Source organism: Stenotrophomonas sp. AR029, from assembly GCF_047520695.2.
Lineage (GTDB): Bacteria > Pseudomonadota > Gammaproteobacteria > Xanthomonadales > Xanthomonadaceae > Stenotrophomonas > Stenotrophomonas sepilia.
In genome coordinates this window covers 994,857-1,017,947 of the sequence record NZ_JAXBQQ020000002.1, presented here as the reverse complement: position 1 = coordinate 1,017,947, position 23,091 = coordinate 994,857, and the positions used below count along the sequence as shown (strand labels likewise).

At 66.9% G+C, this 23,091-nt stretch carries 19 protein-coding genes; 13 read left to right on the top strand and 6 right to left on the bottom strand.

Translation table 11 applies throughout. From position 1 onward, the window contains the following. Positions 1–231 precede the first annotated feature (231 nt). From ACM0PB_RS11285 to ACM0PB_RS11275, 3 genes are all read right to left on the bottom strand, one after another. The gene (locus ACM0PB_RS11285; protein ID WP_005415434.1) at positions 232–2,262 is read right to left on the bottom strand and encodes an NADPH-dependent 2,4-dienoyl-CoA reductase; all 2,031 of its coding nucleotides are present in this window, start codon (positions 2,260–2,262) and stop codon (positions 232–234) included. A 134-nt stretch (positions 2,263–2,396) separates the two neighbouring features. Then, complete coding sequence (gene yczE / locus ACM0PB_RS11280; RefSeq protein WP_414604523.1) at positions 2,397–3,029, bottom strand: membrane protein YczE; 633 nt, start codon at positions 3,027–3,029, stop codon at positions 2,397–2,399. 160 nt (positions 3,030–3,189) lie between these two features. Then, positions 3,190–4,209 carry a zinc-binding alcohol dehydrogenase family protein gene (locus ACM0PB_RS11275; protein ID WP_005415436.1) on the bottom strand — a complete coding sequence of 340 codons (1,020 nt, stop codon included), beginning with the start codon at positions 4,207–4,209 and terminating at the stop codon, positions 3,190–3,192. Positions 4,210–4,566: 357 nt separating this feature from the next. On the opposite strand from ACM0PB_RS11275, the gene ACM0PB_RS11270 reads away from it, so the two are divergent. The 4 genes from ACM0PB_RS11270 to ACM0PB_RS11255 all read left to right on the top strand — a co-directional run bounded on the left by ACM0PB_RS11270 (position 4,567) and on the right by ACM0PB_RS11255 (position 7,630). Further along, on the top strand, positions 4,567–5,658 hold the full coding sequence (locus ACM0PB_RS11270; RefSeq protein ID WP_005415437.1) for an OmpA family protein: 1,092 nt from the start codon (positions 4,567–4,569) through the stop codon (positions 5,656–5,658). 218 nt (positions 5,659–5,876) lie between these two features. Beyond that, complete coding sequence (locus ACM0PB_RS11265; protein ID WP_005408235.1) at positions 5,877–6,383, top strand: hypothetical protein; 507 nt, start codon at positions 5,877–5,879, stop codon at positions 6,381–6,383. 20 nt (positions 6,384–6,403) lie between these two features. Continuing rightward, a complete protein-coding gene (locus tag ACM0PB_RS11260; protein ID WP_414604524.1) occupies positions 6,404–7,210 on the top strand; it encodes a pseudouridine synthase in 807 nt (268 codons plus the stop codon). A gap of 84 nt (positions 7,211–7,294) precedes the next feature. Next, positions 7,295–7,630: a hypothetical protein gene (locus tag ACM0PB_RS11255; protein ID WP_005415439.1), complete on the top strand. Its 336-nt coding sequence runs from the start codon at positions 7,295–7,297 to the stop codon at positions 7,628–7,630. A gap of 89 nt (positions 7,631–7,719) precedes the next feature. Here ACM0PB_RS11255 and kbl read toward each other — a convergent pair whose 3' ends face one another. Then, on the bottom strand, positions 7,720–8,928 hold the full coding sequence (kbl, locus tag ACM0PB_RS11250; protein WP_005415440.1) for a glycine C-acetyltransferase: 1,209 nt from the start codon (positions 8,926–8,928) through the stop codon (positions 7,720–7,722). Between the two features lie 205 nt (positions 8,929–9,133). On the opposite strand from kbl, the gene ACM0PB_RS11245 reads away from it, so the two are divergent. Then, positions 9,134–9,829: a TorF family putative porin gene (locus tag ACM0PB_RS11245; protein WP_414604525.1), complete on the top strand. Its 696-nt coding sequence runs from the start codon at positions 9,134–9,136 to the stop codon at positions 9,827–9,829. A gap of 180 nt (positions 9,830–10,009) precedes the next feature. Here ACM0PB_RS11245 and tdh read toward each other — a convergent pair whose 3' ends face one another. Next, on the bottom strand, positions 10,010–11,032 hold the full coding sequence (gene tdh, locus ACM0PB_RS11240) for an L-threonine 3-dehydrogenase (RefSeq protein WP_005415442.1): 1,023 nt from the start codon (positions 11,030–11,032) through the stop codon (positions 10,010–10,012). Positions 11,033–11,431: 399 nt separating this feature from the next. On the opposite strand from tdh, the gene ACM0PB_RS11235 reads away from it, so the two are divergent. From ACM0PB_RS11235 to ACM0PB_RS11205, 7 genes are all read left to right on the top strand, one after another. Next, on the top strand, positions 11,432–13,594 hold the full coding sequence (locus tag ACM0PB_RS11235) for a S46 family peptidase (RefSeq protein WP_134972564.1): 2,163 nt from the start codon (positions 11,432–11,434) through the stop codon (positions 13,592–13,594). A 201-nt stretch (positions 13,595–13,795) separates the two neighbouring features. Further along, positions 13,796–14,440, top strand: coding sequence for a histidine phosphatase family protein (locus ACM0PB_RS11230; RefSeq protein WP_005415444.1), 645 nt, complete (start codon positions 13,796–13,798; stop codon positions 14,438–14,440). Positions 14,441–14,481: 41 nt separating this feature from the next. Then, positions 14,482–15,753, top strand: a complete 1,272-nt coding sequence (folC, locus tag ACM0PB_RS11225) for a bifunctional tetrahydrofolate synthase/dihydrofolate synthase (protein WP_065197176.1) — start codon at positions 14,482–14,484, stop codon at positions 15,751–15,753. An 80-nt stretch (positions 15,754–15,833) separates the two neighbouring features. Next, positions 15,834–16,877, top strand: a complete 1,044-nt coding sequence (locus tag ACM0PB_RS11220) for an SPOR domain-containing protein (RefSeq protein WP_065197177.1) — start codon at positions 15,834–15,836, stop codon at positions 16,875–16,877. 46 nt (positions 16,878–16,923) lie between these two features. Further along, positions 16,924–17,703, top strand: a complete 780-nt coding sequence (locus ACM0PB_RS11215) for a CvpA family protein (RefSeq protein WP_065185784.1) — start codon at positions 16,924–16,926, stop codon at positions 17,701–17,703. A gap of 30 nt (positions 17,704–17,733) precedes the next feature. Continuing rightward, the gene (purF, locus tag ACM0PB_RS11210) at positions 17,734–19,200 is read left to right on the top strand and encodes an amidophosphoribosyltransferase (RefSeq protein ID WP_065185785.1); all 1,467 of its coding nucleotides are present in this window, start codon (positions 17,734–17,736) and stop codon (positions 19,198–19,200) included. A gap of 9 nt (positions 19,201–19,209) precedes the next feature. Then, on the top strand, positions 19,210–20,034 hold the full coding sequence (locus ACM0PB_RS11205) for a ferritin-like domain-containing protein (RefSeq protein ID WP_065179519.1): 825 nt from the start codon (positions 19,210–19,212) through the stop codon (positions 20,032–20,034). A gap of 64 nt (positions 20,035–20,098) precedes the next feature. Here the strand turns inward: ACM0PB_RS11205 and ACM0PB_RS11200 are convergent, their stop codons facing one another. Beyond that, positions 20,099–21,556, bottom strand: a complete 1,458-nt coding sequence (locus ACM0PB_RS11200) for a T6SS phospholipase effector Tle1-like catalytic domain-containing protein (RefSeq protein WP_414604526.1) — start codon at positions 21,554–21,556, stop codon at positions 20,099–20,101. Positions 21,557–21,781: 225 nt separating this feature from the next. Between ACM0PB_RS11200 and ACM0PB_RS11195 the strand changes: the two genes are divergently transcribed. Then, a complete protein-coding gene (locus ACM0PB_RS11195; protein ID WP_005415453.1) occupies positions 21,782–23,035 on the top strand; it encodes a M12 family metallo-peptidase in 1,254 nt (417 codons plus the stop codon). Positions 23,036–23,091: the final 56 nt, after the last annotated feature.

Below are 23,091 nucleotides of genomic sequence, written 5' to 3'. Positions count from 1 at the left end.
CGACTTGGCGTCATGGGGAGGCGGCCATCGGGGCCGCCCCGTGGGCAGCCCCAAAAGAAACGATCAGTACCGATCGTGGGGACTGCGCCGGCTCACCGGAAACTGGCTGGTGAGCGGAAAGATGGCGCAAGGTAGGGGGGCATAGCCGAACGCATCGTGAACCGCTCGGCTTGACATTCAGGTTCAACCGGGGTGACGGAAATCACATTCCGTCCCCCATTCAGGCGCTCATCAGAGCGCGGCGGCGACCCGGCTGCCCTGGTCGATGGCGCGTTTCGCATCGAGTTCGGCGGCCACGTCGGCACCGCCGATCAGCTGCGCGTTGATGCCGGCCGCCTGCAGTTCGGCCTGCAGCGTGCGGTTCGGTTCCTGCCCGGCGCAGATCACCACATGGTCGACCGGCAGCAGCTGTTCGCTGCCGTCCACGCGGATGCGCAGGCCCTCGTCGTCCACCCCTAGGTACTCGACGCCACCGAGCATGCGCACGCCCTTGGCCTTCAGCGTGGCGCGATGGATCCAGCCGGTGGTCTTGCCCAGCCGCGCGCCCGGCTTGCCCGGGCTGCGCTGCAGCAGCCACAAGCGTCGCGGTGACGGCTCGACCTCGGGCCGACCCAGCGAGCCGCGTGCCTCGAAGCTGGGGTCCACGCCCCATTCGGCCATCCAGCGCTGCGGATCCAGCGAGGGGGATTCACCGGCGTGGCTGAGGAATTCGCCGACATCGAAGCCGATGCCGCCGGCGCCGATGATCGCCGCATTGGCGCCCACTTCGACCCGTCCCAGCAGCACGTCCAGGTAGCTCACCACCTTGGCGTGATCGGCACCGGGGAAATCGACCTTGCGCGGGGTGATGCCGGTGGCCAGCACCACCTCGTCGAAGCCAGCCAGTTGGGAAGCGTCGACGCGGGTGCCCAGGCGCAGCTGTACGCCGGTCTCCTGCAGCGCGTGGCGGAAGTAGCGCAGGGTCTCGTGGAACTCTTCCTTGCCGGGGATGCGCTTGGCCACGTTGAACTGGCCGCCGATCTCATCATTGGCATCGAACAGGGTGACCTGGTGGCCACGCTGGGCAGCGACAGTGGCGCAGGCCAGGCCGGCGGGGCCGGCGCCGACCACCGCAACCGTCTTCGGCGTAGCAGTGGGACGATAGACCAGCTCGGTCTCGTGGGCGGCGCGCGGATTGACCAGGCAGCTGGCCAGCTTGTTCTCGAACACGTGGTCCAGGCAGGCCTGGTTGCAGGCGATGCAGGTGTTGATCGCCTCCGCGCGGCCGGCACGGGCCTTGTTCGGCCACTGCGGGTCGGCCAGCAGCGGGCGTGCCAGCGACACCATGTCGGCGCCGCCACCGGCCAGGATGCGTTCGGCAACGTCGGGCATGTTGATGCGGTTGGTCGCCACCAGCGGTACCTTCACATGCGGCTTGAGCTTGGCGGTGACGCCGGCAAAGGCCGCGCGCGGCACCGAGGTGGCGATGGTCGGAATGCGCGCTTCGTGCCAGCCGATGCCGGAATTGATGATCGTTGCGCCAGCCGCCTCGATCGCCTGCGCCTGTTGAACGATCTCGTCCCAGTCGCTGCCGTCGTCGACCAGATCCACCAGTGACAGGCGGTAGATGATGATGAAGTCCGGGCCACAGGCCTCGCGGATGCGGCGCACGATCTCGACCGCGAAGCGCATGCGCTGGCGCGCGTCGCCGCCCCAGGCATCGGCGCGCTTGTTGGTGCGCGGGGCGATGAACTCGTTGATGAGGTAGCCCTCCGAGCCCATCACTTCCACGCCGTCGTAGCCGGCCTCGCGGGCCAGCTTCGCGCTGCGAGCGTAGTCGGCGATATGGCGCTCTACGCCGCTGGCCGACAATGCGCGCGGGGTGAACGGGTTGATCGGTGCCTTCAGCTTCGACGGTGCCACCGACAACGGGTGGTAGGCATAGCGGCCGGCATGCAGCAACTGCAGGCAGATCTTCGCGCCGTGCTGGTGCGCGGCGGCGGTGAGCTGGCGGTGCGGCCGCACTTCCCAGGGCCAGGACAGCTTGCCACCGAATGGCTTCAGCCAACCGACCACATTGGGCGCGAAGCCGCCGGTGACGATCAGGCCGACGCCGCCCTCGGCGCGCTCGGCGAAGTAGGCCGCCAGCCGTGGGAAGTCGCGGGCGCGATCTTCCAGGCCGGTGTGCATCGAACCCATCAGGACGCGGTTGCGCAGCTGGGTGAAGCCCAGATCCAGCGGGGCGAACAGGTGGGGATAGGCGCTTTCGTTGGCTGGCGACATGGTCGATACGCTTGCGTACGGAAGCGCGAAGCGTGCCGCGAAACGGCGGCCGGGGCAAGGGCCGCTTCTTTGGAAGGGCTGGCCGCTGTCTGACGGTTTGGTAGTGCCGGCCGCTGGCCGGCATTCCGGTCAACTCAGGGCGATTGCGGTTGCCGGCCAGCGGCCGGCACTACCGGAGCAGGCCGACCGATCCCGAACCAGCCCAGCGTCACTCCGCACAGCGGCCCGATCAGCAGGGCGAAGGCGAGGGTGCCGAGGCCGACATTGCCGCCCAGGCACCAGCCCAGCAGTAGTACGCTGCCTTCGATCAGGCTGCGCACCTTCCAGATCGGCCAGCCGGTACGGGCATGCAGACCGGTCATCAGGCCATCGCGTGGCCCCGGGCCAAGGCGGGCACCGATGTACAGGCCGGTGGCCAGCGCCACCAGCAGCATGCCGGCACAGAACATCGCCACCTGCCAGCCAAGGCCGACGGCCGGCGGCAGCAGCCACAGCCCGAACTGTGCGGAGGGGCCGATCAGCATCACGTTGAGCACGGTGCCGAGGCCCGGCTTCTGCCGCAGGGGCCACCACAGCAGCAGCACCAATGCACCGATGGCATTGGTTGCCAGGCCGAATGACAGCGGCGTCTGCGCGGCGATGCCCTGCGACAGAACATCCCAGGGTGCCACGCCGATGGCGGCGCGGACCATCAGCGAGGCGCCGAAGCCGTACAGGAACAGGCCGGTGATCAATTGCAGCAGGCGCAAGGGCAGGGCGGCGGGCATGGCGGTCCGGGGGGGGGGCGGGGATCTGTTTCCACCGTATCGCCGTTTCTGCGTCATTCATAGATACAGATGCCGGCCAATCCGCCGCTACAGGTAGCGTCGATCCCGCGTAGAGGCTGTGGTGTAGAGCCGAGCCCCTGATCGGCTCCGCACTGCGGCGTCAGTCGTCCCAGCCGACCAGCGCCAGCTTGCCCACCGTGCGCCCGCTGGCCAGGCGCTGATGCGCGATGTCCAGGTTGGCCGCATTGATCGTGCCCAGCGTCTCATTGAGCGTACCGCGCAGCTGGCCGGCATCGATCATGCTGGCCGCACGGCTGAGGATGCGGTGCTGTTCGATGCAGTCGGCGGTGGCGAAGCGCGAACGCGCGAACATGAATTCCCAGTGGATGCCGATGCATTTGGCCTTGTAGGGATCGCCGATGCGCAGTGCACCCCGCGGCTCGACGATCAGGCCGACGTGGCCCTGCGGTGCCAGCAGCTGGCCCAGTTCATCCCAGTAGTGGTCGGTGTCGGCCAGATTGAGCGCGACCTGCACCGCATCGATGCCCAGCGCCTGCAACTGGGGCTGCAGTGGCTGCCGATGGTCGATCATATGCGCGGCCCCCATCTGTCGGCACCAGTCGATCGAGGCCTCGCGCGAGGCGGTGGCGATCACCTCGAAACCGGCATGGCGTGCCAGCTGGATCGCCATCGAGCCGACGCCGCCGGCGCCGCCGATCACCAGCAGGTGCTGGCCCACGTGGCGGCGGCCATCGAGCTGCAGCGGCATGCGCTGGAACAGCAGTTCCCAGGCTGTGAGAGTGGTCAGCGGCAGCGCGGCCGCTTCAGCGAAATCGAGCGTGGTCGGCTTGCGCGCGACCAGGCGCTCATCAACCCACTGGTACTGGGCGTTGCAGCCCGGTCGGGTCACGTCACCGGCGAAGTAGACCTCGTCACCGGAGGCGAACAGGCTGGCCTCGTCACCGATGGCTTCGACCACGCCGGCTGCGTCCCAGCCGAGCACCCGGGGAACCTCAAGGGTGGCTGGATCGGTGGCGGCCCGCTGCTTGCCATCGACGGGGTTGACCGAAACCGCTTCGATCCGCACCAGCAGATCGCGGCCGCGAGGAGGCAGCGGCGGTGGCAGGAGGACATCACGCAGGGCGGGCGCGTATTCACGACTCAGGGCGACGGCTTTCATCACGGCTCCGGCTGGGTTCGTGATCCCATCATAAGGTTCCTCACGTTTCCTCAGACGCGCTGAACCGTGTGATGCAGCACGTTGCGCAATATGTTGCTTCTCGCACCTAAACCCCGTCAAACCCTTGCAGCGTGTGGGTCTTGCGGATTTTCATCATCCTGTATAGGGTTTCAACGTCGGACCGGTGGACGGTCGGGCGCAACACTTCACATGTTACGGGACTGTTAACATGGCCTTCACCCGCCTGAGCATAATGTTCGCGGCGGTGGCGTGCTGAATCGGCTGTCGAACATCGACGCACTAGTGCTGGCCCATGCCTCTACCGGTTTCATACCCCCGAAATAGGAGCTGTATTCAATGAACAAGAAGATCCTTACTGCCGCGCTGCTGGGCGGCCTGGCTTTCGCCCAGGCAGCTTCTGCGCAGGAGTTCGATGACCGCTGGTACCTGACCGGTTCGGCCGGCTTCAACTTCCAGGACAGCGACCGTCTGACCAATGACGCTCCGTTCGTGACCCTGGGCCTGGGTAAGTTCATCAGCCCGAACTGGTCGCTGGACGGTGAGCTGAACTACCAGAACCCGAACTTCGACAGCAACCAGGACCTGAACTGGTCGCAGTACGGCATCTCGCTGGACCTGCGTCGCCACTTCATCAAGGAAGGCCGCGGCTGGAACCCGTACATCGTCGGTGGCCTGGGCTACCAGAAGTCGGAAGAAGAGTACGCTGCGCTCGACAACAACGGCCCGCGCCAGCGTAAGGACGGCAATGTTGCTGCCAAGCTGGGCGTCGGCCTGCAGACCACCTTCGACAAGCGCGTTGCTGTCCGCGCCGAAGTGGCCTACCGCGCTGACTTCGACGACCAGAGCATCGCCGCACGTGACGAAAGCTGGTTCGGCGACGTGCTGGCTTCGGTCGGCGTCGTGATCCCGCTGGGCCCGGCTCCGGTCGCGGCTGCTCCGGCTCCGGCTCCGGTTGCCCCGAGCTGCGCCGACCTGGACGACGACGGTGACGGCGTCAACAACTGCGACGACAAGTGCCCGAACTCGCAGCCGGGTCAGACCATCGGTCCGGACGGTTGCCCGGTTCCGGTCTCCATCGACCTGAAGGGCGTCAACTTCGACTTCGACAAGTCGAACCTGCGTCCGGACGCCGTGGCGATCCTGAGCGAAGCCACCGAGATCCTGAAGCGTTACCCGGATCTGCGCGTTGAAGTTGCCGGTCACACCGACTCGAAGGGTACCGACGCTTACAACCAGAAGCTGTCGGAGCGTCGTGCTACCGCCGTGTACAACTACCTGACCAAGAACGGCGTTGACGCCGGTCGCCTGGTCGGCCCGATCGGCTACGGCGAGAGCCGTCCGATTGCTCCGAACACCAACCCGGATGGTTCGGACAACCCGGAAGGTCGCGCCAAGAACCGTCGTACCGAGCTGAACGTCCAGAACTAAGTTCTGACGCTCTGCCCGTAGGACACAGCAGGACCCGGCTTCGGCCGGGTCTTGTTGTTTCTGCGGGCAGGACGCTCGCCTGTGACGGGGCAAGGCAACCGTTCGTCGGTCTTTTGTCCGTAAAACCAATAAGTTGTCGTATTCATTGAAAGTGGCGCTTGAAAGCTGACGCGGCATTGCTAAACTCGCCGCGTCACTTCCTTCCGTGGATGCCCCTCATGCTGCGCTCTGCATCGGCCGCCGTCCTGGCGCTGGCCCTGGTTCCCGCCGCCCACGCTGCGGTCGATTGCTCGGTCAACACCAGCGCCTCGCCGCTGCCGTTGCCGGCCACGACCATCGCGCCAGTGGCCGACGAGCTGTACATCCGTGGCAACCAGCTGGGCATGCCGGCCGGTGTGCTGAGCAGCAACTACGATCCGTCGCAGTCGCTGGACCAGGTGCTGCAGCGCCTGCGCATCGACGGCTGCCAGAACATCGCCAAGGCCATTCCGAGCGCACCGGCGGTGAAGCCGAACGATCCGGCGGCCTACAAGCCGCAGACCGAATTCGACAACACGCCCTGGCGCTTCGACATGAGCCAGAACGGCAAGCGCATGACCGCCGAAGAGTTCGACGCCTGGATGAAGGCGCGCGGCGTTCGCGTGGTCAAGGCGCGTCCGGCTCCGGCCGCCACTCCGGCCCCGGCCGAAGCACCGGCTGAGACCAAGCCGGTCGACAAGAAGTAAGCGCCGCGGGGAGCAGAGGCTTGCGCACGCGCCGCCCACCTGCCGCCCCCGCCTCCCGCTCCCGCGCACCGCGTGGGCGTGCGACTCCGGATGTCTCCAGTGGCGTGCGCCATGGCCTGGCGCGCGTGCTGTCCAAGGCGGGTGTGTGCTCGCGCAGCGAGGCCGCGCGCTGGATTGCCGAGGGCCGCGTACGCGTGTCCGGCCGCATCGTTCGTGATCCCGAGTTCCCGATTGCCAGTCCGCCCCCGCCGATCGAGGTCGACGGCCAGCCGATGGGGGCGCCGCAGCGCCTGTACCTAATGCTCAACAAGCCGCGCGGGGTGGTCACCACGGCGCAGGACGAGCGTGGTCGCGACACCGTGTATCGCTGCTTCGATGGTGCCGGCCTGCCGTGGATCGCGCCGGTCGGGCGCCTGGACAAGGCCAGCGAAGGCTTGCTGTTGTTCAGCAATGATCCGCAGTGGGCGGCGCACCTGACCGATCCGGAGACCGGCCCGCAGAAGACCTATCACGTGCAGGTGGATCGTCTGCCCGATGAGGACACCCTGGCCGCGCTGCGCGCCGGTGTCGAAGACGCGGGCGAGCTCCTCGCCGCCCGTGCCGTGCGCGTACTGCGCAGTGGCGACAAGACCGCATGGCTGGAGGTGGTCCTCGACGAGGGCCGCAACCGCCATATCCGCCGCCTGTTGGCGGCCTTCGACCTGCAGGTGCTGCGCCTGGTCCGGGTCGCGATCGGTGGGCTGGTGCTCGGCGATCTCGGCAAGGGCCAGTGGCGGGTTCTGCAGGTCAGCGACCAGCAGCGGCTGGGGGCCGCTGCATCGGGCTGATCATCGCCCGTGGCCGGCATTTGCCGGCCGCCGTTCCAGGCGTAGGGGGCGCCTGGCTGTCGACATTCCCGAACGGAGCCTGCCATGTACCACCCGACCCTCAATCAAACCCTGCGCTGTGCAGGCCTGCTGCTGCCGATGGTGCTGCTGGCCGCCTGCGGCGGCCACAAGAAGGTGGCCAAGGCGGAAACGCCTGCCGAGACCCCGGTGGTGGAAGTGAAGACCCCGGAGCTGGATGGTCGCGGCAGTTACCGCTTCCTGATGAGCAACGGCGACAAGAAGATGACCGCCGATGAGTTCGATGCCTGGATGAAGGCCAACGGCATCCGCGTTGCCAAGGGCAATGGCCAGGACGCTGCCGCCAAGCCGGTAGTGGTGGCCAGCAAGGAAGAGCCGAAGGGCAAGAAGAAAAAGAAGTGACGCCAGTGGGTGCCGACCTCGGTCGGCACGCTTTGACCGTGCGGGGTCAGAGCCCTTTCCTGCGGAAAGGGATCCGACCCCGGCCGTGATCAGCCCTTGACCACGCCCAGTTCGACACCGATGCGGGTGAACGCATCAATCGCCCGGTCCAGGTGCTCGCGGCTGTGCGCGGCGCTGATCTGGGTACGGATGCGGGCCTGGCCCTTGGGCACCACCGGGAAGAAGAAGCCGATCGCGTAGATGCCTTCTTCCAGCAGGCGCTCGGCGAACTTCTGCGCCAACGGTGCGTCATACAGCATCACCGGGCTGATCGGATGCACGCCCGGCTTCACGTCGAAACCGGCGGCGGTCATCTTCTCGCGGAAGTAGGCGGTGTTCTCGGCCAGGGTGCTGCGCAGGTCGTCAGCGGCAGCCAGCATTTCGAACGCCTTGATGCCGGCGGCCACCACGTGCGGCGGCAGCGAGTTGGAGAACAGGTACGGGCGCGAGCGCTGGCGCAGCAGTTCGATCACCTCGGCGCTGGCGCAGGTGAAGCCGCCCAGTGCGCCGCCCATGGCCTTGCCCAGAGTGCCGGTGATGATGTCGATCTTCTCCAGCACCCCCTTCACTTCGGCCGAGCCGCGGCCGGTGGCGCCAAGGAAGCCGGTGGCGTGGCATTCGTCGATGTGCACCAGGGCGTTGTACTTCTTTGCCAGCGCGGTGATCTCGTCCAGCGGCGCGATGAAGCCATCCATCGAGAAAACGCCGTCGGTGGTGATCAGCTTGGTCTTGCAGCCGGCGGCATCGGCGGCCTGCAGCTGGGCTTCCAGATCGGCCATGTCACAGTTGGCGTAGCGGAAGCGCTTGGCCTTGCACAGGCGCACGCCGTCGATGATCGAAGCATGGTTCAGTGCATCGGAAATGATCGCGTCGTTCTCGCCAAGCAGCGGCTCGAACAGGCCGCCGTTGGCGTCGAAGCAGGCCGCGTACAGGATGGTGTCCTGCTTGCCGAAGAAGTCGGCGATCTGCTTTTCCAGCTGCTTGTGCAGGTCCTGCGTGCCGCAGATGAAGCGCACCGAGGCCATGCCGAAGCCGTGGGTATCGAGTGCGTCCTTGGCGGCCTGGATCAGGTCCGGATGGTCGGCCAGTCCCAGGTAGTTGTTGGCACAGAAATTCAGCACCTTGCGGCCGTCGTCGAGGGTGATCTCGGCCGACTGCGGGCTGGTGATGATCCGCTCGGACTTGAACAGGCCCTGGGCGCGGATGGCGTCCAGTTCCTCGGCGTAGTGGCGGGTCAGGGCGGAGGAGGCGTCGGTCATGGCGTGGGCACGGCTCTGAACGGGAAACCGCTGATTCTAACGGGCATCGCCGCTTGCCGACCGGCCCGGGCGGGGCATCGCCACGGCCGGCACATGTTGCATCGCAATAGCAAAGTGGTTAAAAATTCGTGAACCGGAGCTGTCCCGTTCCGGCCGATACGCCCGCCCTCGGCCTTCCACGCCACCGCCCCCACCGGAGACGCTCATGAAGCACGCCCGTGCCTGCCTCGCCATTGCCGCTGCCTTGACCCTGGCTGCCCCGTTCGCCGCCAGTGCCCAGGAAAACGAATCGCCGTACAGCTGGAACGTCACCGCCGTGTCGGACTACCTGTTCCGTGGTGTCTCGCAGACCGACGAAAAGCCGACCCTGCAGGCCGGTTTCACCTACACCTCGCCGGTAGGCCTGTATGCCGGTGTCTGGGGGTCGGGCGTGGACTTTGGTCCGGGCGACCCGAACACCGAGGTCGACTACCAGATCGGTTACGGCGTGGACGTCACCCCGCGCGTCAACTTCGATGTGCTGCTGAACCGCTATACCTACATCGGTGCCAGCAACCAGAACTACAACGAGCTGGTGACCACCACCACGCTGGATGAGACCTACAAGCTGACCGTGGCCTACACCAATGACCAGTGGAACAGCGGCACCGACGGTTGGTACTACGGTGTCGGCGGCCAGTGGGGCCTGCCGCGTGACTTCACCCTCAACGCCAATGTCGGCCGCAGCAGCTTCGAGAAGGGCCTGGCCAAGGACTACACCGACTGGAACGTCGGCGTCAGCCGCCAGTTCGGCCTGTTCAACGTCGGCCTGGGCTACTACGGTACCGACGGCAACGGCCGCGACAACTCCGGCAAGCTGGCCCACAGCCGGGTGATGCTGAGCGTGGCCGTCGGCAACTAACCCTTGCTTCGGTAGGTGCCAGGCTTGCCTGGCATGCTTTACGAAAAAGGCGCCCATCGGGCGCCTTTTTCAATTCCGCAGTGTTCTTGATCCCATCTGGGGAAGAGCCCCCTTGTTGTTCAAGGGGGCGCGCCAAAGGCGCGGGGATAAGGAAACATGCGGGGGAATTGACCCTTCGGGTCAATTCCAGCTGAGCACGACCTTGCCGGCCTTGCCTTCTTCCATCAGGTCGAAACCCTTCTGGAAGTCGTCGATCGGCAGCTGGTGGGTCATCACCTTGCCGAGCGGGAAGCCGGACAGCACCAGCTGGGTCATCTTGTACCAGGTCTCGTACATCTTGCGGCCGTAGATGCCCTGCACGGTCAGGCCCTTGAAGATGATCTTGTCCCAGTCGCAGCCGGCACCCTTGGGCATGATGCCCAGCATGGCGATCTTGCCACCGTGGTACATGCAGTCGAGCATGTCGTTGAACGCACGAGGGTTGCCGCTCATTTCCAGGCCCACATCGAAGCCCTCCATGTGCAGTTCCTTCATCACGTCCTTCAGCGACTGGTTGGCGACGTTGACCACCCGGGTGGCGCCCATGTCGGCGGCCAGCTTCAGGCGGAAGTCGTTGACGTCGGTCACCACCACGTTGCGCGCACCGATGTGCTTGCAGATGCCGGCAGCGATGATGCCGATCGGGCCCGCGCCGGTGATCAGCACGTCCTCACCGATCACGTCGAATTCCAGTGCGCAGTGCGCTGCGTTGCCGTACGGGTCGAAGAACGCGGCCAGCTCCGACGGGATCTGGTCCGGGATCGGCCACAGGTTGCTGGCCGGCATCACCATGTATTCGGCAAAGGCACCATTGACGTTGACGCCGATGCCGACGGTGTTCGGGCACAGGTGCGGGCGGCCGCCGCGGCAGTTGCGGCAGTGGCCGCAGACGATGTGGCCTTCGGCCGAGACGCGCTGGCCGATCTCGTAGCCGGTCACGCCCGGGCCGATTTCGGCAATGCGGCCGACAAATTCATGGCCGATGGTCAGGCCCGGCTTGATCGTGCGCTGGCTCCACTCGTCCCACAGGTAGATGTGCAGGTCGGTACCGCAGATCGCGGTCTTCTCGAGCTTGATCAACACCTGGTTGGGGCCCGGAGTCGGCACCGGAACCTCTTCCATCCAGATGCCCTTGGCTGCTTCGCGCTTGACCAGGGCCTTCATCGTTTGCTGCGCCATCGGGGTGGAACTCATCAGGGGGAAAGCGCGGATTATAGGGTGCCGCGCGGATTTCCCATGTTGCGCTGCGGGTGCTTTGGCGGAACGAAAGGCGTGCGCCGACGGGCGTTTCGAACGTGCTGCAAACAGCAGCGCCTCCTTGATTCCGGGGGAGGGGGCGTGGTCACCCTGGCCGGGACACGCAAAAGCCCATCCATGGTGCTCGATGGCGCCATCCATGGCGCCAACGGTCCCGGCCAGGGTGACCACGCCCCCTCTGGACGATTCCATGTGCGCGGCCGACGTGCGCATGGCAGAGCAAGAAGTAGGCCCATGACTTCCGGGGTTCGGGCCGGGGCAGGGCAGCGGGCTACAATCGAGGGTTCCACTACCAGGGGCCGCTCCATGCGCTCGAACCTGCTTGCATTCTCCATCGTCGCCAGCCTTGGGCTGGTCCAGGTCGCCCACGCCGCAGAAGGCATGTGGGTGCCGCAGCAGCTGCCGGAAATCGCCGGGCCGCTGCAGAAGGCCGGCCTGAAGCTGTCCCCGGAGCAGCTGGCCAACCTGACCGGTGACCCGATGGGTGCGGTGGTTGCGCTGGGGGGCTGCACCGCCAGCTTCGTCTCGCCGCAGGGCCTGGTGGTCACCAACCACCACTGCGCGTATGGCGCCATCCAGCTCAATTCGACCGCGCAGAAGAACCTGATCAAGGACGGCTTCAACGCACCGACCCTGAAGGATGAACTGAGCGCCGGCCCGAACGCCCGCGTGTTCGTGCTCGACCAGATCACCGACGTCACCGCCCAGGCCAAGGCCGCCATCGCCGCCGCAGGCAACGACCCGCTGGCCCGCAGTCGCGCGCTGGACGCCTTCGACAAGGCCCAGGTTGCCGCCTGTGAAGCCGATGCCGGCTTCCGCTGCCGCCTGTACAGCTTCTCCGGCGGCAACACCTATCGCCTGTTCCGCAACATGGAAATCAAGGACGTGCGCCTGGTCTACGCGCCCCCGGGCAGCGTCGGCAAGTTCGGCGGCGACGTCGACAACTGGATGTGGCCGCGCCACACCGGCGATTTCTCGTTCTACCGCGCCTACGTCGGCAAGGACGGCAAGCCGGCCGCCTTCGCCGCCGATAACGTGCCGTACCAGCCCAAGCACTTCCTGAAGTTCGCCGACCAGCCGCTGGGCGCCGACGACTTCGTGATGGTGGCCGGCTACCCGGGCCGCACCAACCGCTACGCGCTGGCCGGTGAGTTCAACGAAACCGCCAGCTTCACCTACCCGACCATCGCCAAGCACTACAACGCCGTGCTGAAGATGATCGCCGACGCCGGCAAGGCCGACGCCGACGTCAAGGTGAAGTACGCCGCCACCGCCGCCAGCATGAACAACGTGGCCAAGAACTACCTGGGCCAGCTGGAAGGCTTCAAGCGCATCGACGCCGCCGGCCAGAAGCAGGCTGAAGAAGCTGCCGTGCTGGCCTGGCTGAAGAAGCAGGGTGCCGCCGGCAAGCCGGCCCTGGCGGCGCACGCGCAGCTGGTCAAGCACCTGGATACCAGCAAGGCGACCCGCGAGCGCGACCTGTTCGTCGGGCAGTTCAACAACACCTCGGCCGTTGGTGCGGCAATCACCCTGTACCGCCTGTCGATCGAGCGCAGCAAGCCGGATGCCGAGCGCGAAGCCGGTTACCAGGAACGCGACCTGACCACCATCGAAGGTGGCCTCAAGCAGATGGACCGCCGCTATGTGGCGAAGATGGACCAGCAGCTGCAGGCCTACTGGCTGGAGCAGTACGTGGCCCTGCCGGCCGCGCAGCGCGACAATGAAGTGCTGAACAAGTGGCTGGCCGGTAGCGATGCCAACGCAGTCAAGGCGCTGGTGGGCAAGCTGTCGGGCACCGAGCTCGGCAGCCTTGACGCACGCCTGAAATGGTTCAAGGCCGACCGTGCCGCATTTGAAGCCAGCAGCGATCCGGCCATCCAGTACGCCGTGGCTGTCATGCCGGCACTGCTGAAGCAGGAAGAGCAGAAGAAGATCCGCGAAGGTGAATCGCTGACCGCGCGTCCGCTGTACCTGCAGGCCGTGGCCGACTACAAGAAGAGCCAGGGCGAGTTCGTCTACCCGGACGCCAACCTGTCGCTGCGCATCACCTTCGGCAACGTCATGGGCTACGGCAAGGACGGCGTGAAGTACACCCCGTTCACCACCCTGGAAGGCGTGGCGGCGAAGGAAACCGGTGAAGATCCGTTCGATTCGCCGAAGGCGCTGCTCGACGCGGTCAAGGCCAAGCGTTATGGCGGCCTGGAAGACAAGCGCATCGGCTCGGTGCCGGTGAACTTCCTGTCCAACCTGGACATCACCGGCGGCAACTCGGGTTCGCCGGTGCTGGACGCCAACGGCAGGCTGGTCGGCCTGGCATTCGACGGCAACTGGGAATCGGTCAGCTCCAACTGGGTGTTCGACCCGGTGATGACCCGCATGATCGCCGTCGACAGCCGCTACATGCAGTGGATCATGCAGGAAGTGGCGCCGGCGCCGCAGCTGCTGAAGGAACTGAATCTGGCGAAATAAACCGGTTGCGGTAGTGCCGGCCGCTGGCCGGCAAACCCGACCCGATGGCCGGGAATTTCGAAACCCCGCGACCCACGTCGCGGGGTTTTTTCATGCCCGCCCCGACCCGGCGCGCCGAACAGGTATCATCCGTGTTCCGCGCACTTCACAGGATGTGAACGAAACGCGGGAACCTCCTCCCCCCCAGGACCCCTTGCACGCATGCGCATCCTGCTTGCCCGCCACGGTGAAACGCCGTGGAACGCCGAAGGCCGCTATCAGGGCCAGATCGACATCCCGCTGTCGCCGATCGGCGAAGCCCAGGCCCAGGCACTGGGTGCCCGCCTGGCCTCGGTCGACATCACCCGTGCCGTCGCCTCGCCGCTGTCGCGCGCGCAGCGCACCGCGCAGCTGGCGCTTGGCGCCGCCCGTGCCGACATGCTGCTGACCGAGCCGGAACTGCAGGAAATCGCCCACGGCGAATGGGAAGGGCTGCTGGCCAGCGAGATCCACGAGAAGGATCCGTCGCGCCTGCAGGCCTGGCGCGAGGAGCCGGATACCGTGCTGATGCCCGGCGGCGAATCGCTGCGCCTGGTGCTGGAGCGCAGCTGGCGCGGCCTGGCCCGCGCCACCGACGGCCTCGGCGAGCACGACACCCTGCTGGTGGTTGCCCATGACGCGGTGAACCGCGTGATCCTGTGCAAGGTGCTGGGCCTGCCGATCTCCCGCCTGTGGACCTTCCGCCAGGCACCGACCACGCTCAACCTGCTCGAAGGCGCCGACCTTGACAGCCTGGAAGTGGTGCGCCTGAACGACTGCGCCCACCACACGCCGTTCTTCGGCGAAGCCAAGCACCGCGCACTCTGATCGATCCCCTCGCACCAACTGCTTCTGCTGGAACCGCTGCCGTGACGAACACCCCGACCACCCTGGCCGACTGGCTGGACTACATTGAACGCCAGCATCCGGCGAGCATCGACATGGGCCTGGAGCGCGTGCGCGCCGTGGCCACGGCGATGGGCCTGGGGGCGCCGGCCAAGCGCACCATCGTGGTCGGTGGCACCAACGGCAAGGGCTCCACCGTGGCCTTCATCGAAGCCATTGCACGTGCCGCCGGCTGGAAGGTCGGCGCGTACACCTCGCCGCACCTGCTGCGCTACAACGAGCGCGTGCGCATCGACGGCCAGGACGTGGACGATGCCGCGCTGGTCGCTGCGTTCAGTGCGGTCGAGGCCGCGCGTGGCGAGACCACGCTGACCTATTTCGAGTACGGCACGCTGGCTGCGCTGCAGCTGTTCGCCGACGCCGGGCTGGACCTGGCGGTGCTGGAAGTGGGCCTGGGCGGCCGCCTGGATGCGGTCAACATCGTCGATGCCGACGTGGCGGTGATCACCACCGTGGACATCGACCACGCCGAATGGCTGGGCGAGGACCGCGAGGCGATCGGCACCGAGAAGGCCGGCATCATCCGCGGCTGGAAGCCGGTGATCCTGGGCGAGACCGACCCGCCCTCGAGCGTGCTCGCGCGTGCCTACCTGGTCGGTGCCAACGCGATCCGCGGCGGCAGTGATTACTTCTACGAGCCGATCGACGCCCAGCGCTGGCGCTGGCGCGATGTCGGCCTGCGCATGGAGCTGCCGACCCCGGCGCTGGCCGGCCCGATCCAGCTGGCCAATGCCGGTGCGGCCATCGCCGCGCTGCGCGCGCTGGACAAGCCGGTGCCGCGCGCGGCGTGGGCCGCCGGTATCGCGGCGGCGCGCATTCCGGGCCGCCTGCAGGCGTTCGAGCGTTGCGGTGTGCAGATCCGCGTCGACGTCGGGCACAACCCGCAGGCGGCGGGCCAGCTGGCGCGCGCGCTGAAGGCCGAGGCGTCGGCCGGGCGCACCTTGGCGGTGTATGCCGCATTGCAGGACAAGGACGCGGCGGGCGTGGTGCAGGCATTGCAGGGCGTGGTTGGCGAGTGGACCCTTGCCGGCCTGGACGGCCCGCGCGGCCAGAGTGCCGCCCAGTTGCAGGCGCGCCTGGCCGAGACCGCTGCTGGCAGCGCGCAGCTGGCCGCTTCGGTCGAACAGGCGCTGGCGCAGGTACTGGCCCGGGCCGAGCGCGGTGACCGCGTACTGGTGTTTGGCTCCTTCCATACCGCTGCCGCCGCGTTGCAGTGGTTGCAGGGCAGCGCCTGAGCCACGTTCAGCCAATCCCGACGCCGTCCGGTCCGGCACCCGTATAATCGACCGCAACCTCCGGACAGTTGCCGCCTCACGTGGATACGCCTCTGAAACAGCGTCTGATTGGTGCCATCGTGCTGGTTGCACTGGCCGTGATTTTCCTGCCGATGCTGGTCAAGGGGCCTGCACCGGACAGCGGCGTGGCCTCGGTGCCGATCGCCGCGCCGGATGCACCGGCCGATGGCCAGTTCGAAACCCGTGAACTGCCGCTGGTGGCCCCGGCCGGTGGGGCTACCGGCCTGCAGACCGGGCAGGCCAAGCCGCTGCAGGAGGCCGCCACGCCGGCCACGCCGCCGACCGTGGACACGTCCCCGGCGGTTGCCGCCGGCAACTACGCCGTCACTTTCGGCGCATACGGCAGCAAGGCCGACGCCGATGCCGTGATCGCCTACCTGCAGCGCTCGCAGCTGCCGGGCTTCGCAGAAGCGACTACCATCAACGGCCGTCAGGCATGGCGTGTGCGCGTGGGGCCGTATGCCGACCGTGCACAGGCCGAGGCGGCCCGGCTGCAGGCGGTGAAGGTCCGCGCCGATGTGAAGGCCGAAGTGATCACTCTGGATGCCGCAACGGGCAGCAGCGCCCCGGTGGCAGCTACCCCGGCACCGGCTACGCCAAGCGCCAGTACCCCGTCCGCAGCCACCTTGCCGTCCGCCAGCAGCAACCCCGTGCGCAGCGAAAGCCTGCCGCCGAGTACGCCGACTGCGACGGCCACTCCGGCGGCCAAGCCCGAGCCGCCGAAGCCGGCGCCGAAGCCCGAAACCCCGAAGCCCGAGCCGAAGCCGGAGGCCACCGCCAGCAAGCCGGCGACGGCACCGGCCACGCCGGCTGCACCGGCGGCCAGCGGCGTCGGCTTCGCCGTGCAGCTGGGCGCGTTCGGCCAGGCCAGCGATGCCAATGCGCTGCGTGACAAGGTCCGTGCTGCCGGCTTCAGCGCCTTCGTCGAGCAGGTGCGTACCGAAAAGGGCACCCTGCATCGCGTCCGTGTCGGACCGGTGGCCAACCGGGCTGACGCCGAACAGCTGAAGGCGCAGGTCGCCGCCAAGGTTGGCGTCGCCGGCATGGTCCGACCGCACCCATGACCGACGTGCAGGCCCGTTGCCAGCGCCGCCGAAGGAGCGGGGCGCCATGATCGACGTGGTGCTGCTGATCGTGATCGCTGCCTCGACCCTGCTCGGGATGCTGCGTGGCTTCGTGGGAATCGTCATCGGCACGTTGTCGTGGCTGCTGGCCGCGTGGGCGGCCTTCGCCTTCGGCAACGATGCCGCGCGCTGGTGGGCGGCACCCGCGGCACCTGGCGGCGAACATTTCGTCGGCGGCTACCTGGGCGTGGGTATTGGCGTGATGATCGTGGTCGCGGTGATCGGCATGGTCATCAAGGCGATGATCCACCGCAGCATGCTGACCAGCCTGGACCGGTTGCTGGGCGGTGTACTGGGGGCCGTGCGTGGTGGCCTGATCGCGGCGATCCTGGTGCTGCTGGCCGGCTTCACCCCGCTGACCGCCGAGCCCTCCTGGAAGCGCTCGGCGGTTCGCCCGGTGCTGAATCCGGCCGTGGCCTGGATGAACGGGAAGCTGCCGCGCTGGCAGGTACCCGGCGCCGATATGCTGCCCAAGGCCTTGCCGACCGACATGCTGTCCCCATCTGCATTGATGGAATTGGGGAAGAACGCAGGCGCCGGGTTGGGAAAGCCGGGCGCGGCAGGCGATAATGGCATCCTCAACCAGGTAGTGGCAGGCAGCGGATGGCTGCGGCCTGCGAAAGCGGAACAGGGCGATGCATACGATCCGGCCGAAGTGCGCCCGGACGCCCCAGCACTGCCGGACAGTATCGAGCCGGACGATCCGGCCAATGTCGACCGCAGGCGCGGCGACCACCGCGGCCAGGTACGGCCACCTTCCTTGTAACTGGGCACAGCCCAGCGGAGACCTCGCACCATGTGTGGCATCGTCGGAATCGTCGGCAACCAGAACGTCGCCGGGCAGTTGTATGACGGCTTGACCGTTCTCCAGCACCGCGGCCAGGACGCGGCAGGTATCGCCACCGCCAATGGCAGCCGCCTGCGGGTGCAGAAGGCCACCGGCCTGGTCCGCGATGTGTTCGACGCTCGCACCATGTCCACGCTGGAAGGCAGCGTCGGCATCGCGCACGTGCGCTATCCGACGGCAGGTTCGGAAGGCATGGACGAGGCACAGCCGTTCTACGTGAATTCACCGTACGGCATCGCGCTGGCCCACAACGGCAACCTGATCAACACCGAGGCGCTGCGCCAGCAGGTGTTCGAACAGGACCGGCGCAACGTCAACACCGATTCGGACAGCGAAGTGCTGTTGAACGTGTTTGCCTACGAACTGGAGCAGCAGCGCCAGCTCAGCCCGGAAGCCGCGATCCGCGCGGTGGCCGGCGTGCATCGCCGCTGCAAGGGCGGCTATGCAGTGGTCAGCGTGGTGCTGGGCCTGGGCCTGGTGGCCTTCCGCGACCCGCATGGCATCCGCCCGCTGGTGCTGGGCAAGCGCAGCCACGCAGAAGGCGAGGAGTACATCGTGGCGTCCGAGTCGGCCGCGCTGGACGTGCTGGGTTTCCAGCGCGTGCGTGACGTGCAGCCGGGCGAAGCGCTGGTGATCACCGCGCGCGGCGAGCTGTTCTCGGAAATCTGCGCCGAGCCGGCCGAGCACACCCCGTGCATCTTCGAATACGTGTACTTCGCGCGACCGGATTCGATGATCGACAACGTCTCGGTGCACAAGGCACGCATGCGCATGGGCATCAAGCTGGGCGAGAAGATCCTGCGCCTGCGCCCGGACCACGACATCGACACCATCATCCCGATCCCGGATACCTCGCGCGATGCCGCGCTGGAGATCTCCAATGTGCTCGGGGTGAAGTACCGCGAAGGCTTCATCAAGAACCGCTACATCGGCCGCACCTTCATCATGCCGGGGCAGGGTGAACGCGTGAAGTCGGTGCGCCGCAAGCTCAACCCGATCCACCTGGAGTTCCGCAACCGCGTGGTGCTGCTGGTGGACGATTCGATCGTGCGTGGCACCACCAGCCAGCAGATCGTGCAGATGGCCCGTGATGCCGGCGCGCGCAAGGTCTACCTGGCCAGCGCCGCGCCGCCGGTGCGTTACCCGAATATCTACGGCATCGACATGCCGGCGGCCGAAGAGCTGGTCGCGCACAACCGCACGGTGGAAGAGATCGAGGCCCACCTGGGCTGCGACTGGCTGATCTACCAGGACCTGGAAGACATGGAAGCGGCGGTGAGCGAAGGCAACCCGGCGCTGCGCAGCTTCGATTCGTCCTGCTTCAACGGCCACTACCCGACCGGTATCGAGCCGGGCTACTTCGAGCGCATCCAGCAGTTGCGTTCGGACGATGCCAAGCACAAGCGCCGCGCCTGAGGATCAGGCGTGGTGGATGTGCCCGACGTTGGTGGCGACCTGCTGCGCGCTGCGCAGCAGTGCCTGGCTGAAGCCGATCCGCTGCGCAAGGTCGCATTGACCCAGGCGTATGCGGCCGCGTTCCGTGCCGGCCGCCTGAAGGTGGCCGCGGATGCGCCGCCGCCGGATCCGATCTGCATGCCGGGTCGTCCGGGACGACTGGTGCTGGTGCATCCGCGCGAGGTGCCACGGCGTGGACTGGGTGGCGTGGAAGGGCGGGCTGCCTTCATCCACGCGATTGCCCATATCGAGCTCAACGCGATCGACCTGGCCTGGGACGCGGTGTACCGGTTCCGGGGCCTGCCGTCGGCGTTCCATGCTGATTGGGTCAGCTGTGCCGATGACGAATCGCGGCATTTCATGCTGCTGCGCGAGCGCCTGCAGGTGCATGGCCACGACTATGCGGATTTCCCCGCACACAACGGTCTGTGGGAAATGTGCGAAAAGACCGCGCATGACGGCCTGGCGCGCATGGCGCTGGTGCCGCGCGTGCTGGAAGCGCGTGGCCTGGACGTCACCCCGGGCATGATCGAGAAGCTGCGCAATGTCGGCGATGGCGAAACCGCCGATGTGCTGGAGGTGATCCTGCGTGAGGAAGTGGCGCATGTTGCCGCCGGTTCGCGCTGGTATCGCTGGTACTGCGACCGCGCCGGTGCCGAGCCGCGCACGCGTTTCAAGGAGCTGCTGGTGGAGTACGCCGGCGGCTACCTGCACGGGCCGTTCAACATGGAAGCGCGCCTGCTGGCCGGATTCGATGCGGACGAACTCGCCAACCTGGTCGAGCAGGCCGGTTGAAGAAAAGGGGACGGAGGGATCAAGTCGTTTGTGCCAAAACGACTTGATCCCTCCGTCCCCTTTTTCATGCGTTCGGCAGTACCACGCGCTTGCCATCCACCGTTGGCCGGTTGATGTAGAACAGGCCGGGGCCCGGCCGGTACGGCAGCTCGCTGACGCCGGCATCGGCGGCGTAGGTCAGTGCGGTGTCGCCCAGCGCGTCGAAGTTCCAGTGCGCCGACTGCATCAGGTAACGCCGCCGCAACAGCGCCTCCTGGGTTTGCGTCAGTGGCTGTCCGGCCACCAGTCGTCGTGCGATGGGTTGCAGGGCGGACGGCAGCTCCCAGCCGGGGACTGCGTTGGCATTGGCCGTCCATCGCACGCCGGCATCGATGGCATGCTGCTGCATCACCTGAAGCGCGATCAGCTGGTAGCGCCAGTCGATGCGCCGGCGCAACACCACGGCCGCCGTCACGTACAGCACCGGTGACAGCACTACGCTGCGGCTGCCGGCGCGACGCTGTTGCTGCCACTGGTGCCAGACATCCACCCAGACTTCCTTTTCGTCCAGGCCCAACTGCTGCCGCCAGCGCTCGGCGTCGGCCTGCGCCTCGGCGTAGGCCGTGGTCGCCTGCAGGATCGCCAGCGGTGGCGTCTGGTACTCGGCCACGCTCGGGCGGCGCAGCAGCTGCCGGCGCGGGCGACTGAGCAGCTTGGGCCCTTCTTCGAGCTGGTTGTAGCCGCCGCCGATGTTGGCGTGTACGCCGGGCAGGGCGATCTCGGTGAACGCTGGCGCCACGCTGGTCAATGGATAGTGCTGGCGATGCTCGTCACGCGCGCTCAGTTGCAGCACCTGCCTGGCAACGCCTGCATGCAGCGCGAGATGAGGTTGTTCGTCGGCACGGCCACCGCTGACCGCAACCACCGTGTCGAACAGGCCGATGAAGCGCAGCGGCGGATCGGCCGGGGCGAAGTCCGTTGTGCAGGACAGGCCAGCGGCCTGCAACAGCTGCCGCCAGCGGGTGCGATCCCAGGCCTGCAACTGGTTGGCCACATCGCGCGCGGCGGCCGCACCCCGTGAAAAGCCGAACAGATCCAGCTGCACGCCACGCAGTGGTCGCTGCCAGCGCGTAGCGAGTGCCCCCAGTGCTGCCGGCAGAAGCACCTGCAGCGCGCGTCGCACTTTGGCGCGCACACCGCTGGCGCCAATGCCGAACGCCAGTCCGATCAGGTCGTCGTCGGCGTCATCGCGGGTACCGACACCTTCCACGTAGATCGACAGGGACGGGGGCGCCGATGTCCCGCTGCGGCTGTCCGGGTACAGCTGCTGCAGGCGGGCGATGTTGGTCAGGCCATTGTCGTAGCTGCTGGTCAACCGGCTCTGGTAGGTCGAATCGTCATCCGCACGCAGCTGCGCCGGGCGCGGCTGCGGCGGCTGGGGCCTGCCACGGGCCAGGTTGTGTGCGTTGTTGCGGGTGCCATCGAAGAACAGCCCGATCCGCAGCAAGCCGACATCTTCGTCCGTGTCCAGCGATGGTGCCATGTGCATTCCCCGTCGTGGCTGCGTCACGGTAGCGCGAAAGCGGTGTGTTAGCGACGTGTAGTAACGCTTTTGACCTTACTTAACCCAGATGCGGTCGATCACAAATCCTGATTTTCACTTCTCTCGCCTATTGAATTCACACGACCCGCGCAGGCCATATGACCAGACCCGGCACACCGGGTCGTGCTGCATCAACGCTGTTCACATCATTCAAGGAGCGACGCAATGTTGTCCAGATCGATTGGCAAAGCGGCAGGTGGCCTGGTGTTGGGTTTGTCGGTGGCAGCGGCCGCGCATGCGGCACCGTTGTTCGAGCCGGTGACGGTCATCAGCCGCGCATCGGCAAACAGCGAGCCCGCACTGGGCAAGCTGCTGGCCACCCCGTCCACGGCGACGGTACAGGAAGTGCGTGTCGATGCAGCCGCCACTGCACAACCGCAGCTGGAATTCGAACTGCTCGGCCAGCGGGTGCAGGCGGTGCGCAGCAGGGTCGAAGCACTGCCCGATGGCGGCAGCATCTGGTACGGCCAGTTCCGTTCGCCCTCGGACAAGCTGACCGCGGCCACCTCCAACGGCCAGGACGACCCCGGCAATTCGCTGATCCTGGTGCGCTCGGGCGACACCATCACTGGCTCGATCCGCAAGGAGGGAAAGCTGTATCGCCTGCGCCCGTTGGGCAACCGCCACGTGCTGGTGGAAGTGGATGAATCGCGGATGCCGGCCGACCATCCGGCCGACTACAACCAGCTGCCGAAGATCCCGATGGGCAACAACGATCGCATCGGCATCGCGCAGGCTTCGTCCGGTACGCCGGCGACCATCCGTGTGCTGGTGGTGGCGACCAATGCCGCCGTCGCCGCCTATGGTGGCAACATGCAGTCGCTGGTGCAGCTGGCGGTGGCCGAGTCCAACCAGGGCTACGGCAACAGCAATGTCGGCCTGACGCTGCAACTGGCCGGTTACGAGACCACCAACTACAGCGAGTCCGGCAACTTCACCACCGACCTGTCGCGTTTCCGTGGCACCAGCGACGGCTACATGGACAGCATCCACACCAGCCGCAACACCACCGCGGCCGATGTCGGCGTGCTGCTGATCAACAACAGTGCCTACTGCGGCCTGGCCTCGGGAATCGGCTCTACCGCGTCGACGGCGTTCGCGGCGGTGTACTGGGATTGCGCGACCGGCTACTACTCATTCGCGCATGAGATCGGCCACCTGCAGAGCGCGCGGCATGACATCGCCACCGACCCGAGCACATCGCCCTACACCTATGGCCACGGCTACCGCTATGAGCCGTCCAGCGGCACCGGCTGGCGCACTATCATGGCCTATAACTGCACCCGCAGCTGCCCGCGCCTGAACTACTGGTCCAACCCGAACATCAGCTACAACGGCATCCCGATGGGCAATGCCAGTACCGCTGACAACCAGCGCGTGCTGGTCAACACCAAGGCCACCATCGCGGCCTTCCGCTGAGGCCAAGCGCCGACCAAGCGGCGGCGTCTACCCGGGCGCGTTCACCGGCTCGGGTA